General features: G+C 40.9%; 16 protein-coding genes and 1 pseudogene. 12 read left to right on the top strand and 5 right to left on the bottom strand.

Translation table 11 applies throughout. The features are described 5' to 3' along the window. Positions 1 to 160: 160 nt before the first annotated feature. The 3 genes from RMY32_RS24880 to RMY32_RS24870 all read left to right on the top strand — a co-directional run bounded on the left by RMY32_RS24880 (position 161) and on the right by RMY32_RS24870 (position 1316). A complete protein-coding gene (locus tag RMY32_RS24880; protein ID WP_409883932.1) occupies positions 161 to 298 on the top strand; it encodes a hypothetical protein in 138 nt (45 codons plus the stop codon). Positions 299 to 520: 222 nt separating this feature from the next. After that, positions 521 to 895: a deaminase gene (locus RMY32_RS24875; RefSeq protein ID WP_322714193.1), complete on the top strand. Its 375-nt coding sequence runs from the start codon at positions 521 to 523 to the stop codon at positions 893 to 895. 7 nt (positions 896 to 902) lie between these two features. Next, positions 903 to 1316: an Imm1 family immunity protein gene (locus RMY32_RS24870; protein ID WP_322714151.1), complete on the top strand. Its 414-nt coding sequence runs from the start codon at positions 903 to 905 to the stop codon at positions 1314 to 1316. 1 nt (position 1317) lies between these two features. Here RMY32_RS24870 and RMY32_RS24865 read toward each other — a convergent pair. From RMY32_RS24865 to RMY32_RS24845, 5 genes and pseudogenes are all read right to left on the bottom strand, one after another. Further along, positions 1318 to 1497: pseudogene (locus tag RMY32_RS24865) on the bottom strand (transposase); the annotation flags it as partial. A gap of 187 nt (positions 1498 to 1684) precedes the next feature. Next, a complete protein-coding gene (locus RMY32_RS24860; RefSeq protein ID WP_322714150.1) occupies positions 1685 to 2326 on the bottom strand; it encodes an FHA domain-containing protein in 642 nt (213 codons plus the stop codon). Then, on the bottom strand, positions 2304 to 4466 hold the full coding sequence (locus tag RMY32_RS24855; RefSeq protein WP_322714149.1) for a substrate-binding domain-containing protein: 2163 nt from the start codon (positions 4464 to 4466) through the stop codon (positions 2304 to 2306). Before RMY32_RS24855 ends, RMY32_RS24860 begins: the two co-directional genes overlap by 23 nt. 43 nt (positions 4467 to 4509) lie before the next feature. Further along, a complete protein-coding gene (locus RMY32_RS24850) occupies positions 4510 to 5187 on the bottom strand; it encodes a response regulator transcription factor (RefSeq protein ID WP_322714148.1) in 678 nt (225 codons plus the stop codon). A 36-nt stretch (positions 5188 to 5223) separates the two neighbouring features. Continuing rightward, a complete protein-coding gene (locus tag RMY32_RS24845; protein ID WP_322714147.1) occupies positions 5224 to 6345 on the bottom strand; it encodes a HAMP domain-containing sensor histidine kinase in 1122 nt (373 codons plus the stop codon). Positions 6346 to 7065: 720 nt separating this feature from the next. Between RMY32_RS24845 and RMY32_RS24840 the strand changes: the two genes are divergently transcribed. From RMY32_RS24840 to RMY32_RS24800, 9 genes are all read left to right on the top strand, one after another. Next, entirely contained in the window at positions 7066 to 7905 is an 840-nt protein-coding gene (locus RMY32_RS24840; RefSeq protein WP_322714146.1) for a Pvc16 family protein, read from the top strand. A gap of 30 nt (positions 7906 to 7935) precedes the next feature. Continuing rightward, on the top strand, positions 7936 to 9597 hold the full coding sequence (locus RMY32_RS24835; RefSeq protein WP_322714145.1) for a phage tail sheath family protein: 1662 nt from the start codon (positions 7936 to 7938) through the stop codon (positions 9595 to 9597). Between the two features lie 145 nt (positions 9598 to 9742). Beyond that, entirely contained in the window at positions 9743 to 10198 is a 456-nt protein-coding gene (locus RMY32_RS24830) for a phage tail protein (RefSeq protein WP_094331970.1), read from the top strand. A gap of 22 nt (positions 10199 to 10220) precedes the next feature. Next, positions 10221 to 10715, top strand: coding sequence for a phage tail protein (locus tag RMY32_RS24825; protein ID WP_322688382.1), 495 nt, complete (start codon positions 10221 to 10223; stop codon positions 10713 to 10715). 11 nt (positions 10716 to 10726) lie between these two features. Further along, on the top strand, positions 10727 to 11074 hold the full coding sequence (locus tag RMY32_RS24820) for a hypothetical protein (RefSeq protein ID WP_322688381.1): 348 nt from the start codon (positions 10727 to 10729) through the stop codon (positions 11072 to 11074). 15 nt (positions 11075 to 11089) lie between these two features. Beyond that, positions 11090 to 11431 (top strand): hypothetical protein, encoded by a 342-nt coding sequence (locus RMY32_RS24815; protein WP_322714144.1) that lies wholly within the window; start codon positions 11090 to 11092, stop codon positions 11429 to 11431. Between the two features lie 67 nt (positions 11432 to 11498). After that, on the top strand, positions 11499 to 11882 hold the full coding sequence (locus tag RMY32_RS24810) for a hypothetical protein (protein WP_094347971.1): 384 nt from the start codon (positions 11499 to 11501) through the stop codon (positions 11880 to 11882). Next, on the top strand, positions 11825 to 12028 hold the full coding sequence (locus tag RMY32_RS24805; RefSeq protein ID WP_313931140.1) for a DUF6760 family protein: 204 nt from the start codon (positions 11825 to 11827) through the stop codon (positions 12026 to 12028). Before RMY32_RS24810 ends, RMY32_RS24805 begins: the two co-directional genes overlap by 58 nt. Beyond that, complete coding sequence (locus tag RMY32_RS24800) at positions 12025 to 13995, top strand: FHA domain-containing protein (RefSeq protein WP_322714143.1); 1971 nt, start codon at positions 12025 to 12027, stop codon at positions 13993 to 13995. Before RMY32_RS24805 ends, RMY32_RS24800 begins: the two co-directional genes overlap by 4 nt. The last annotated feature ends 137 nt before the right edge of the window (positions 13996 to 14132 follow it).

Raw genomic sequence — 14132 nt, 5'->3', positions numbered from 1 at the left:
ACTAAATTATTTAGAGACCATTTATAAAGTAAATGTTTGAAATTTATCATCAGGTAAACCTGATTACGTTATTTCTGCAAACTCTGGTTATCCCAGTTCTGTCTCATTCAGTCTTGATGGTAAGATTCTAGCGAGTAATACCTATGAATACGAGATTCAATTGTGGGATATAGCAACAAGAAAGTTACTCTGTAATTTATCCGGCTATTCTGAACCAATAACCACCATATTATCTTTTCAAGATAAATTAATTAGTAGCAGTAGTGATAGTACATTAAAAATCTGGGCTAAGTCATAGTTGCTTCCGTTGAAGCAGCAAAGTTACACATTGCTCGGATTTAACTGCCGACATATTCTTACTTTTACTTTTTTTCAAACGCAGTAATAACAAACTTGGACATTTTTTGTTATTCTCGGTAGGATGATTGCTATTCGTTCACCAGAGGCAGAAACACGTTTCATCTGCTCTGTCAGACTTGCTCTGCGATTGAAGAAAAACAGGTAAGAAAGGGGGGAGCTTATTTTTGAAGAATTAGCAGAGTATAGGCAACAGCTTGGGCTTTTGCCAGCAGGTAGTGAAGATGACCGCTCCACAATCGCAAAGTTAGAAATAGGTGATAGTGTATTTTTTGGTATCAGTGCAGGCAGTAATCCCAATCGCAGAAAGATTACACTTAAAGTAAATCCAATTAGTCGCACCCACGCTGAAGCTGATGCCTTTCAACAAGCCTTTGATACAGGATTAAGAGGAGGAAAAGCCCGTTTAACAGTTGACCGGGATCTTTGTAGAGCGTGTGGTCAAAACGGAGGTGTGAAAGGAATGGCTAGACAGCTTGGTATAGAAGAAATAGAAGTTATTAGCCCTAGCGGTCGTCAGACAATTACACTGATGTGAGGTAATTATGTTTATAACAAAATTTTCAGTTGAAGATTGGATTGGTAATCAGAACAAGGATTTTGTCGAGCAAGCCCATAGTTGGCAAGAAATAGAATCAGCTATTAGAGAGTTAGACGGGCATCACAAAACACTTATTACCTTAGAAACAGACAGTGAAGCTCACATGGCTGTGGGTGGTGGTTTAGGAAAATATATAGTGTATTTGACATTTGACAATGAGAGTTTTCATTATCTTGTTGACCCATCTAAATCAGATATGGATGAATTCGTGATAGTTGGGGGGCAAGAAGGTGTTTATCCGGCTAAGTCCTGCGTTGACTTGAATACAACCCTTAAAGCTGCCAAAGCTTTTGCAGAGCTTGGGACAATGGAAGAATCAGTCCCTTGGGAAAAAGATGAAGTTTTTGAGCGAGTATAACAAAGTCCCCTGGAAGCATGTTCCATTGGCATCCCGTTTTCAAGTGATAGTAGATTGCATTGCATACTGCTCGCATATCAGTTGTGCGCGGATGTCCTCCTTCTTTGGGTGGTGGAATTAACGGAGCCAGGATTTCCCACTCCATATCATTTAAGTCTGTGGGATAAGACTTTCGTGCCATGAGTACCTATGTAAATATACTGTATATTAAGTATCTTACTCCTTCCGATAATCCCCTCCTACTCGCCTTTAGATTTACTTTATAAATAGCCTCTTAGCTCAGAAGTTTGTCTATCTTTAACAAAGGGCTTAAACTTCTTGTTAAGCCCCAAGTCTTGTTAACTAAAATTTATAAAATCAGCTTTCTACTACACAACATATACAGTGAAATTAACTAGATTATCCTGACCAAATCGCAGTGAATCACCGTTAAGTAGTCGATACTGCATACCGGGAGTCAAAGGATTGTTGTTTAAATAAATACCATTTGTACTCATATCAACAATCATATAGGAATTTTGCGACCAGTCCCAATCGACTCGCGCATGACGACGAGAGACTATTCCCTCACTGGGAATGCCGGTCAAGTCAATTTCTGGCGGCGCTATTCCTGGACTCTGACTGCGGCGACCGATATAACCTCCTTCTCCAATGAGGTGAAATTCCCTGCCGGTGCTATGAATCAGCTTTAAGGCTGGCGCTCTTTGAGGCGGGGGGGTATAAACAGGTGGTGTTGGTTGATAGGAAACTCGTGGCTGATAGACTGTTGAATAATCAATCGGGGCTTGTTGGGGAGTTTGGTAGTTAGGTTGGTCTGTAGGCGGCCGCTGATACTGAACAGGTGGTTGACTAGGTTGTTGTTGAATAGGTGGAGGTTGACTAGGTGTTTGTGGTGTAGGAGAAACTACATTACCCACTGGGGTAGAACACCAAGGACAAACCTTAGCATTGTTAGGCAGGGCGCGGTTAAAATATTCGCAACTAGGATTAGGGCACCGATTTGCAGGCATAAGACTTTATATCATCAGGCATAGGTTGTAAAGCTACAAGACCTACTTTACTAAGTAAACACTGACCCTGACGAGTAGTTAGCATCTGGGCAAATGTAGAACCACTAGGTAGGCGGTTGCTGTCTTTAGGGTACACTACAAAAATAGGGTATCCCAAGGGGTAGCTTTGGAAAGTTGTGACATCAACATAATAATCATCATGTTGACACAAATCATCTGAGGGATTAATTGAGCGCCGATCGCGTTTTTGAAACAGAGGTTGAATAGCAGACTTTTTAGCATCTGCGATCGCTAGAGGATAGCCAGTACACTGACTCGAAGTTTTACTGATAATCCCAAAACTGATAATACCAGTAGTTCGCCCATCTAAAGTTTCACTGCGTATCAGGTTTTGGGTTTTTGTTGTATCAAGTTTAGTAACTTTAGCTGCAAATAAAGCTTCGTCTTGAGGAGCATTTTGCAGAACTATTTGTTGAAATTTACTGATTGCTTCCGGTTCGGTTGGGGCAAAAGGTTTCACAGGCAGATTTGGAAGTTTAGGATTAATTTGCTGCCAATTAGTAATTTTACCTGTGTAAATTTGACGCAATTGCTCGAGATTGATTTGCCCCCCAAGAGCATTAGCAAGATTTGAGTCTCTTTTATTAAATGCGACAAAAACAAGTAACCCATCATAGGCTACTGCTTTTTTCGCAAGTTTATCTGTAATGTTGTCTACCAGACTAGTAATGGCAAAATCTTTTTTATTTGTTTGAACTTCTTCGATACTTTTAATCGGATTATTTATATTTGATGACAAAACAGATTTATAGTCAAATGTTGCTGTTGCATCTAGCTTTGGTCTGGTCAATAAATCTCCTAAACGGCTGTTGTCTACTAATTGCGTTAAAACAAAACTCCATGTACTATCTTTTTCTCCTGTGTAAGTAAATTGTCCAGAAGGAACGTTAGGGACTTCGGAAAAATTCTGCACAAGTTTAGACCATTGGATATATTGATTAGGATTATCTGTTTTCCTACCCCAAAGCCAATACCAAATTCCGCCACCAAGTAGTAATAAAAATAGGATTACTAGCAAGATTAAGGGCGTTGGCAAAGGCTTTTTTAGTTCTTGAGAACCTGGCGATGGCTGCGCCAACGTCTTTGACGAACGCACTGAACTTGAACTTTTAGCACGATCTTCTTGAGGAAGTTCTAGTAGTGCTTTACGAGCCGCTTCTGCACTTTCAAAAGGAGTTTCCAGCCCCATTAAGCGATAAATAAACTGCTTTAAATAGCTATCAGTATCCGGCCATTGTTGATGATCTCTAGGATTGAGAGGCTGGTTAGATGAAAAATTAGTTGTCCGTCCTACCCATAAATAAAAGGCTAATAATCCTAATGATTCTAAATCTTGCTCAGGTCTGGCGGCAGCAGGTTGAGGAATAATCGGGGGAATAAATAAGTTTTCCCAGATAGCTAAATCACAAAAATATATAGAAAACTTTTGATTATTTTCTACTTTAATTAAAATACTATCTAAATTGATATTGCCGTGAGTGATACCTAGTTGTATTTGATTGGAGGGAAAACGCAGTTTTTGAGTGTGGAGAAACTGGAGAGTTTGTAAACCTTGGTTTAGGACTTCACGCACCTCAAGAGATGTCATTGCGCCCTTTTCTATGAGATATTTACCTAAAGTTTGGGATGACTCTATGCCTTGAGTAATAAGATAACAGCGTTCTCCTTTTTCATCTGCGATCGCTTCTTTCGTTTCCACCAGACGGAAGTTTTGAATTCGACTATCGGCTAAACTTACCCCACCTACCCGTTTAAAAGTCTCTTTTCGCTTTTGAGTCTCACTTTCATTAAAAGAACGATTGGGGAGCAAATATTCTTTGATGATTACAGGTTGTTTGTCTTTAAGTTGAACACCTGAATATAAGCGGCCTAAACCGCGCACACCGACAAAACTAGTTATTTGATAAGTTCCCTGACTTCCTTTAATCTCACCCTCCTGTGGTAAAGTTGCTGGAAAACCACATTCCAAGCAAAACTTAGCACCCTTGATTTGCTGCGCCGTTTGGAAAGGGCGATCGCAACTTAAGGGAGAATTGTACGAGCAGGGGTATTCTTGATAAAAAGATTCAAATGAAGCCATATACACAGAGTTTCGTGAATTGCGCCGACTACTTCCGTCGCGCTCAAGCGTGAACTAATCCTAACTTGAGGGCAGTTACAATCGCTTGAGTCCGGCTAGTAACCTTTAATTTTTCAAAAATACTGGTGAGATGCGCCTTAACAGTAGCAACTGTTACATATAAATGTTTAGCGATTTTTTCATTAGAAGCACCTTGAGTTAACCAGTATAAAACCTCTTGCTCTCTTTCGGTTAAATGCACCTCATGACATGCTTTTACACAAGAATCTGAATAAGCCTGAAAAAAACGGAAAAATCGACTAGCAACTTCTGAAGGTAGATAAATTTCTGACCTAGTTACAGTATCAATAGCTTCACATAATTGGGTTGCTACACGATTTTTAAACACATAACCTGCGGCTCCTCCCTGCATCGCTCTAAAAATCCAGTCGTCTTCTTGATGAGCCGACAATACTAAAATTTTGCCACTGTAAGCAGCTTCTTTAAGACGTGCCAGAACTGTAATTCCATCACATCCTTTCAATTGCATATCCAGCAAAATTAAATCTGGACATTTCTGAGTTATAAACTTTAAAACCTGCTCAACAGAATCTGCATCACCAATAACTTCTACAGGTAAAGCAGAATTAATACTATAAAAATTTAGGAGAGTACGTAATCCTTGACGAAAGCGTTCTTCATCATCTACAAGTAAAACCGAAAGTTTATTATCATTAGCCATATCTTTAATTACGAATTACGAATTACGAATTATAAATTAATTCACGCTCCTTGGTCGAGGCAAAATCATCGAAAATTGTGCCCCACTTTCTGATAAAATTTGTGCCCAGATACTTCCTTGATGATCCAAAATAATTTTTTTAGCAATAGTTAAACCCAGTCCTGTACCTCCTTTACGTCGGGAATAAAATGGAGTAAATATTTTTTGTAAGTCTTCTTGAGACAATCCTGGCCCTCGATCGGAGATTTTAATTAAAACTTCATCTTGAAAAATTTGCCAGCTACAGGTAATAGTTCCTGAATGAGGGCTGAAATGAACGGCATTACTGAGGATATTATCAAAAACTTGTTTCATTTGTAATTTGTCTATCTTCAGTATTGTCGATGTATCGGGAATTAATATTTTAAGTTTTTTCTGATTAATTAGAGGTTGTAAATTTGTGATACTTTCAACCACTAAACTTCTTAAATCTTGAAGTGTTACTCTTAATTTTGCACTTTGACCGCAATCAATCAATTCATTTAAATTAGTATCTAAATCTTGTATACTTTCGCCAATGATTGTTGCTTGCTCTTGCCAAGGGCTATCTTCTAAACCTAAGCATAAATTATGTGCATACAATCCTATAAGTCCTAAAGAGTTACGCAATTGATGACCGACTCGATGTAAGATATCTTCTAAAAGTTTAATTTCAGTTTTTTGTCTGCCATAATCCAAGGAAATATCTACATACTTACTCAGTAGCATAGCAGAGCGTTTGACATATAGTTGTAAACTCGACGAGAGAGGTTCATGAGTAATGATTTGAATATATTCAGTTTTCTGATTTCTATAGGATATGGGGCAAATGTAAGAAATAGATGAAAAGTCCTTAAGCTGAAATTCCTGTAAAGTCAAAACAGGCGGAAAATCTGTAAGCCATGCTTCTGAACGCAAATAAGCTAAAGTTTTTGGGGAAAAAGGAACTTGGTCTTGACCATAATTTATTACCTCTTGATTAGCTCTTAATAATGAATCATGATAGACAATTCGAGCGAAAAAAATTGGATACTGACTAGTTAACTGCTCAGACTCAAGCTGACAAAAGCTTTGAATGTCAGAGGAACTCAAATAATTAGAGCCATTGTCTAGTTTTTGTACAGAAAAGCCTAGTGTCATAGCTTCACTCGCTTTTTGCAACTAAATGTTTTTACTCTTCTGCTGACCAGTATAAAATTATGCAGTCTCAGGAATGTTTATTTTTTTGTTAAGTTCTCTTTTAAGATAATTCATAGAAATAATTATTAAGGTTTGTATTCACACGTGTATTATCAAGCTAACTTTGCTGTGTAAACAAGTTTGTAGTAAAAACTTTAGTCCTAATGTTAAGCACTGAAATGCTTACTACGTACCCAAGCTTTCGTTAGCTTAATGGACTACTTGGGATGTCTTTTCAGCCATTAGTGTCAAGTTAAGATGAAATCACTGGGGTCAACTAGTATAGCTAGGGACACTTCGGCAAGCTCAGTGCATCGCTGGGGACTGGATGAAAAGTCTTTTTATGTTTAGGTTTTATCCTCCTCAATTTAAAATTGAACAAAAATAATAAACGACTGCCCGAATTCAATAAACGACTGCCGGAATTCGACGAACATACTTTTGACATTTGGGCTTCTGCCTTAACTTGACAACAATGCTTTTCAACCCACCCCACAAGAAAAAAATGTAGTGCGTCCAATTAAGAACTGCTCCAGATTAATCTACAAACTGAAGTTGCGACTTTACGGATTCTTGACCCAATACCCGATTTAAAAAATATCGACAAAAGTCTAATTAACTTTAGAAGCCCGATACATATACTGTAGATGCATCTGGATTAGCTACCAGCAGCACATCTTCATGCTTATCTTCGTTCTTCAAACTTTAGCCGAAATTCTCGCTGGAGGAACCTCACTTACCAGTACAGAGCAAATTGACTTTAGCCATCCTGGTAATCGTAGGGAAGAGGGAGCAGGCCCGACTCTCAATTTATATATTTTTGATATACGCGAGAGTAAGCAGGTACAACATTCTGGCAGGCAAGTAGAACGCAAGCTAACACGCGCTCTACAACCTGCCACTGTAAATTGGGCACCAGCTTGGTTTGATGTTTCGCTGCTATTAACAGCCTGGGATAGAACAGCTTTAGGTGAGCATCACTTTATTAGTGAGGCGTTGACTGTGCTGTTGCGCCATCGCACCTTGGAAGAGGAGTTTTTGGTTCCTGAATTACGGGGCTATGGTAATTTGAACATGACAGTTGCCTTAGAGCCGCCAATTGAGATTGGCTCTTTATGGAGCGCTCTCAATGTGCCATTGCGTTCAGCCTTATATTTGACAGTTACAATACCCTTCGAGCCACAACCAACTCCAGTGCCTTTGGTTTGGGAGCGAATTTTCAATTTGCGAAATCAATTGTCTCGCGATAGTGACAGTTTAGTATTAACTAGGCGAGTTGCGATCGCGGGTATTGTCAAAAGTGCGGTGACAAATTTGCCGCTGGTAGCAACAGAAGTAGCTGTGAGGGGAACTGACAAGTCCATATCAACTACTAAAGAAGGGCTGTTCTTCTTTGAAGACCTTCATTTAGGTAATTATGTTTTGACTCTGAATCATCCTGGCTATTTACCCCAAAACGTCAATGCATTGGTAGATAACCAAAGTAATACTTTCAAAGAAATATTTCTAACTCCTGAATAATTAGATTTTTACTGACTTGGAGAAACTTTCATGGCTAGACTTGATTACTTTGCTCCTGGTGTTTATATCGAAGAAATTGACCGGGGTAGCCGACCAATTGAAGGTGTTAGCACAGCAGTTGCCGGATTTGTAGGCTTTACAGAAGATGTTCGCGGTGGGGCTGAATTATACAAGCCCATGCTAGTAACCACTTGGACGCAATTTTTAAACTACTTTGCCCGTCCCAACTCTGACGGCTTCACCGACTTCAACGCCTATTTACCCTTTTCAGTCTACGGCTACTTTATGAATGGTGGCGGTCGTTGCTGGGTAACAAGTATTGGGACTCAGTTACCAGGCGCACCTAGACCTGCAACTCCAGAACCGGCTACCCTCAGAATCAACGCTCGAGGTAATCGTCCAGCCCTGCGCTTTACTTTGCGCCCTGAGCAAGCATCAGGTGGATTAGTAAATATTGTAATTATTGATGGTTCGCCCCGAGCTCTACCCGAAGGTACTGAAGGAGAAGCGCCTCCCAATACAGGCGAATATTTCACCATCGAAATTCGTCGGGGAGATGAGCTTTTAGAGCAATACGAGAACTTGAGCATGAACCGCGACCCTAATGCTCAAGTCGCAACTTATGCGCTGACAGCATTGAGAAATTCGATGTATGTCACTGTAGAAGACATAACTCAAAGCGGACAACCTTTAGCTCGTCGTCCGGTGAATGGTCAATATGAACTAGCGCCGCCCATTGTCGCCGCCACACCCGATAGATTTTCGCAAAATTTAGAAGGGGTTCGAGACGATCGCACCGGGGTACGCGGTATCTTTGAAGTTGATGAAATCACCATGCTGGCTTGTCCTGATGTGATGCGGGCTTATCAAGAGCAAGTACTGAATTTAGATCAAGTCCACGGTATCATCGAACTGATGATTAGTATGTGCGAGGGTTCTGCCAGTGGCGATATTCCCAATCCGCCCAACCGCATGGTTGTACTTGATTCGCCACCGGAAGCCGTCAAACCGCAACAAGTGGTGGAATGGTTGAATAGATTTAACCGTCGTTCGATGTTTGCGGCCCTTTATTATCCTTGGATTAAAGTACCGAATCCACGCGATCGCGGTAATCCAATTTTAGTACCTCCTTGTGGTCATGTGATGGGTGTTTGGGCCCGCACCGACGAAACCAGAGGAGTTTACAAAGCCCCAGCAAATGAAGTTCCCAGAGGCGTAATTGGTTTAGGCTATGACACCAACTTCCGCGAACAAGAACTATTAAATCCCTTGGGGATAAATTGTATTCGCAGCTTCCCCAATCGAGGTATCCGCATTTGGGGCGCACGCACTTTAGTTGAGCCAGATAAAACAGAGTGGCGTTACATCAGCGTGCGTAGATTAATTAGCTATATCGAGAAATCCCTAGAATTGGGGACTCAGTGGGTAGTTTTTGAACCGAACGACCAAGATTTATGGGCGCGTGTAACCCGCACTGTTAGCAACTTCTTAGAGCGCATCTGGCGTGAAGGTGCTTTATTTGGGGCATCTCCAGCCCAAGCATTTTATGTCAAGTGCGACGAAGAATTGAACCCACCAGAAACCAGAATTTTAGGACGTTTATATATTGAAGTCGGAGTTTGTCCCGTAAGACCTGCGGAATTTGTTGTTTTCCGCATCAGCCAATGGAATGGCATTGAAGATAGCGAATAGAGCATTGGGCATTGGGCATGGGGCATGGGGCATTGGGCATTGGGCATGGGGCATTGGGAAAAGAATTCTTATAACTCCTAACTCCTAACTCCTAACTCCCAAATCCCCATTTCAAAATTAATCACACACTAAGGAGTCTAAAAGCATGGCAGGCGAATTTTTAACCTCTTGTAAGTTTTACTTCGAGGCTGACGGAATTACTGATAAATTCATCAAAGAAATTAGCGGACTAGGCGTTGAAAATACACCAGCGCAAGAAGTTCACGGTTCATCTAAGGGCGCTAAACTCATGCGTCAAGCTACACCAACTGTTGTGAAATTTACCAATATTACAGTAAAAGTCATCGCCACTGATGATATAGACCTTTATAAATGGTATCAAGACTGTAACGAAGACATGGGAGACCCTCGCAAGTGGGCACAGAATCGTAAGACTGGTTCGGTGGTTGCTTACGACCAACAAGGCTCTGAAAAAGCACGCTGGAACATTGTCAATTGTTATCCCTGTAAATACACCGGGCCCACCTTAACAGCCTCTGGTGGTGATATGGCTAATGAAACAGTTGAATTGGTTCACGAAGGAATTAAACGAATCAAATAATTAGTATTTGCAGTAATTAACAGTGGTACAATCCGCAAGCCGAATTCCAGAAGTTCTGACAGCCCATCGGTTCTATTTAGAACTGACATTAGAAGGTCAAAACGATGCCAATTGTTTCTTTTTGGAGTGTCAAGGCTTTAAAAGAACACAAGAGGTTATTGAAATTACTGAAGTCACTTCTCAAACCTGGGGTACAAAAGGGCAATCAAAAGGTCAGGTAGTAAGAACCAAGCTTCCTAGCAATTCCAAGAGTGGTAATCTCATTCTGCGTAGAGGTACAACTAACTCTATGGATTTTTGGAAGTGGTTTGAAAAAGTCGAAAAGGGTAATTGGTCACAGCAACGTAGACTTGTTGCTTTGTCTATTTATAATCAGGCAAATCAAGAAGTGGCTAGATTTGAATTAGCCGGTGCATGGCCTGCAAGTTACAAGATTGCCGATGTCAACGCCCGCAGCCATGACATCGAAATTGAGGAGGTGGAGGTTGCTTTTGAGGAATTTAAACGCGTGAAATAATTAGGAGAATTATGTTTCCCACAGAGTTTGAATTTACACTGCCAAAGGGGTATCTAGACTCTGAAGGCAACCTCCACCGCAAAGGTGTAATGCGGTTATCAACGGCGATAGACGAAATTGCACCCTTGCGTGACCCCCGCGTTAAAGCGAATCCCGTTTATGCCACAATTATTATCTTGTCGCGAGTGATTACCTGTTTGGGTGCTTTATCAGAAGTTACTCCTGCAATCGTAGAAAACTTTTTTTCCCAAGATTTAAATTATCTCCAAGATTTTTACCGTCGAATCAATGGCTTGGAAGGCGAAACTTCCATACCGGAAGATACAGTAAATTCTCCCGAAGCACTTCTTCATAATTGAATTGGGCATTGGGTATTGGGGAATGAGGAGCAAGGGGCAGGGGAAAAAGTTCCAAGCTACGTCTGCAAGTATCAAAGACTCATTAAAGGAGTTCAAAGCTTCATTAATGAGTATCAAAGCCTCATTAAAGGAGTTCAAAGCTTCATTAATGAGTATCAAAGCCTCATTAATGAGTATCAAAGCCTCATTAAAGGAGTTCAAAGCCTCATTAATGAAGTTAGCCTCGTTCCCAGCCTGGAGGCTGGGAACGTATTCCCAGAGGTTCTACCTCTTGTCAACAAAGAGGAGGCAGAGCCTCCCAGAATGGGTTCCCAGCCTTCAGGCTGGGAACCAGTCAGAAAAGACTCATTAATGTAGTTTAAAGACTCATCCCCTATTCCCAATCCCCAATGCCCAATGCCCAATGCCCAAATAAAATTAACCTATGCGCCGTAAAAAGGATACTCTCTGCACAGAATTTGCTTTCACTCTTCCTAGAGGATTGAGTGATGGCGAACAACGAGTACATCGTCATGGAGTGATGCGTTTAGCCACCGCTAAAGATGAAATTTTGGTGCAACAAGAGCGCAAAGTTCAAGAAAATCCGGCTTACGGTGTCTTGGTAATGCTGGCACGGGTTATTACTCGCTTGGGCAGTTTCAATTCTGTTAGTCCTGATTTACTCGAAGGACTGCTTTTACATGACATTGCCTATCTTCGAGAATTTTACAATCGAATCAATCAACAAGGCAATGTACACATTCCGACACAATGTCCCCATTGCAATACTCAATTTTCAGTGGAGCTAGAACTAGCGGGGGAGTCGTAAGCTACCCCTCTGATACTTTATATGAGGAGGTAGCTTTTATTGCTTATCATTTCCACTGGTCACAAGATGATATTTTAAATTTAGAACATACTACCCGTCAGCGCTGGGTAGCAGAAATCAATAAAATTAACCAAAAATTAATATGAAAGTTAAAGTTAGCTACTCACCAAATTTAAGTGAAGTCAATGAAGTTGACCTGACCACAGAAACTCCAACGAGAGGAGAATGGGTAATAGGTCGTTCTCCTGATTCTGATTTAGTGCTAGACAGCCCTGATATCAGTCGGGTACATGCTAAATTTTTTGTTAAAAGTGGAAATTACTACTTTGCTGACCTTGGCAGTAGAAATGGTTCAATAGTTAATGGGAAACAGGCTGAAAAAGATCGACCATATTCTTTGAGTGATGGAGATATTATTCGGATTGCAGATTATGTTTTGATTTTGGAAGCAGTTGCTCCCGCTTATGAGCAACCAGAGACAGTCTTTAGAATTATAGATCCTTCACTGTTTTCTCGATCGCGATCGCCTGAAAATGTCAGCGCTGCCAATGTTGTTAATCCAGTCCCAGAGGTAGTTAGCGAAGTTCCACCGCCAATTAGTTCCGAAGTAGAAGCACCCCCTGCCTCAGAAATCAGCGAAATCTCAGAAGTTGTTTCCACTCAACCTGATGATGTTATCCCAGTTGTTGAGACACCAGAAGCAGTTAGCGAAGTTCCACACGATGTTCGTGATGATATTGTGGATTTGCGGACATTAGTTACACCAGAAGTCAGCGCCGATAGTGAAAAAGTTGAAGTTCCAGAAGTCAGCGAAGCCTCAGAAGTTTCTTTGACTGAACCTGATAACGGCATAGCTGCACCTGAAAACATCATTGAAACTCCTGAAGAGGAAAGTGTTCTTCCAGAAGCTAACCACGATGAGGCTGTAGATTTTGAAGCAACACCGGCGACAGAATCTACTTTCGTACAACAGCGTGATATAAGTGCTACTCCAGACACTACCTACGACGAGGATGCAGAGTTAGAGGCAGCACTAGCAGCAGAAGTTACCTTCGTACAGCCACGTGATATTTTGAACGAAGTTCCTGTACAAAGCGCCACTCCTGAAGCTACCTACGATGAAAATGCAGAGTTGGAGGCAGCACTAGCAGCAGAAGTTACCTCCGTCCAGCCGCGCGATATTTTCCACCATGTATCTGAGGAGGAAAGGGACATTCCCGAAACTACTCACGATGAAGTAGTGAATTTGGAGACGCCAGTAGTAGAAGAAACCAGTGAAGTTGTTGAAAACGAAGAGATTCAGCCACAAGCAGCAGAGGAGCAGAGCCAAGTTACACGGGATATCATTGATGAAGCAATAGATTGGGATAGTTCAGTTACAGCAGCAGACAGCGCAGATGTTGAGGAAGTAGAACCTACTTCTACGGCGGATGAAACAATAAGCGAAGTTCCTGAAGCATCAACTGCACCTGATGATGCCGTTGCGGAAGTTTTAAGCAATCAATACATTGATTTGAATAATGCAAGTGCTGAAGAAGTTAGTGTATATGTCGATGGTGTTGCTGCACAAATAAGTAACATTTCTGACTCAGCTGATATTCCATCTTTGGAAACAACAGAAAGTGGAGCTACTGATAGCATCAGTCAAACTATTGAAGAATTTCCGCAAGTAGAAGAAGCTCATTTTGATGAAACTCCAGAAGAAACAAATGTTAGTGAGTCTCCTCAAGCAATCATTGAAAGAAATATAGTACTGATTGCTCATGAAAGCAAGAAATCAGAACTTGCTGAATTGGTTTCTCAACATCAGGAATTTTTCTCGCAGAGTTTTACAATTACCTGGCCATCTGTTAGTGAAGTTTTACATCAGCAGGCAGGGATAACTATTAGTCAACAAACTCCCGCACCAACTTCTGGAGGATATCAAACAATTGCTTCATTGGTTGGAGCCGGAGAAATTGTAGCAGTTATTTTCTTGCGAGATTTGCTGCAACCTCAGCCTGGTCAAGCAAATGAAGAAGCACTGTTAAGATTATGCACTATTAATCAAGTTTTATTGGCTACTAATTTGTCAACAGCAGAGGCGATTGTGCATTATCTGAAACACATCTAGCAATTATAAATGAGTTATGAACAAAAAGATCCCCGATTTCGTAAAAGTTGTCGGGGATTTGAGTCTTTTGGGGTTTACAAGTAAAATATGATGACTATATTTTTTGAAAAGTTGCAAATTGCGTAGAATAATTTCGA

The organism is Nostoc sp. ChiSLP03a, assembly GCF_034531215.2.
Classification (GTDB): Bacteria; Cyanobacteriota; Cyanobacteriia; order Cyanobacteriales; family Nostocaceae; genus Nostoc.
This window is presented reverse-complemented; position numbering and strand designations above follow the sequence as displayed.

Bases quoted from the DNA above. Each gene is read 5' to 3' on its own strand.
- RMY32_RS24800 (WP_322714143.1), top strand. From the start codon at position 12,025: ATGAAAGTTAAAGTTAGCTACTCACCAAATTTAAGTGAAGTCAATGAA.
- RMY32_RS24810 (WP_094347971.1), top strand. From the start codon at position 11,499: ATGCGCCGTAAAAAGGATACTCTCTGCACAGAATTTGCTTTCACTCTT.
- RMY32_RS24840 (WP_322714146.1), top strand. From the start codon at position 7,066: ATGCTTATCTTCGTTCTTCAAACTTTAGCCGAAATTCTCGCTGGAGGA.
- RMY32_RS24830 (WP_094331970.1), top strand. From the start codon at position 9,743: ATGGCAGGCGAATTTTTAACCTCTTGTAAGTTTTACTTCGAGGCTGAC.
- RMY32_RS24870 (WP_322714151.1), top strand. From the start codon at position 903: ATGTTTATAACAAAATTTTCAGTTGAAGATTGGATTGGTAATCAGAAC.
- RMY32_RS24860 (WP_322714150.1), bottom strand. From the start codon at position 2,326: ATGCCTGCAAATCGGTGCCCTAATCCTAGTTGCGAATATTTTAACCGC.
- RMY32_RS24835 (WP_322714145.1), top strand. From the start codon at position 7,936: ATGGCTAGACTTGATTACTTTGCTCCTGGTGTTTATATCGAAGAAATT.
- RMY32_RS24855 (WP_322714149.1), bottom strand. From the start codon at position 4,466: ATGGCTTCATTTGAATCTTTTTATCAAGAATACCCCTGCTCGTACAAT.
- RMY32_RS24820 (WP_322688381.1), top strand. From the start codon at position 10,727: ATGTTTCCCACAGAGTTTGAATTTACACTGCCAAAGGGGTATCTAGAC.
- RMY32_RS24805 (WP_313931140.1), top strand. From the start codon at position 11,825: ATGTCCCCATTGCAATACTCAATTTTCAGTGGAGCTAGAACTAGCGGG.
- RMY32_RS24850 (WP_322714148.1), bottom strand. From the start codon at position 5,187: ATGGCTAATGATAATAAACTTTCGGTTTTACTTGTAGATGATGAAGAA.
- RMY32_RS24845 (WP_322714147.1), bottom strand. From the start codon at position 6,345: ATGACACTAGGCTTTTCTGTACAAAAACTAGACAATGGCTCTAATTAT.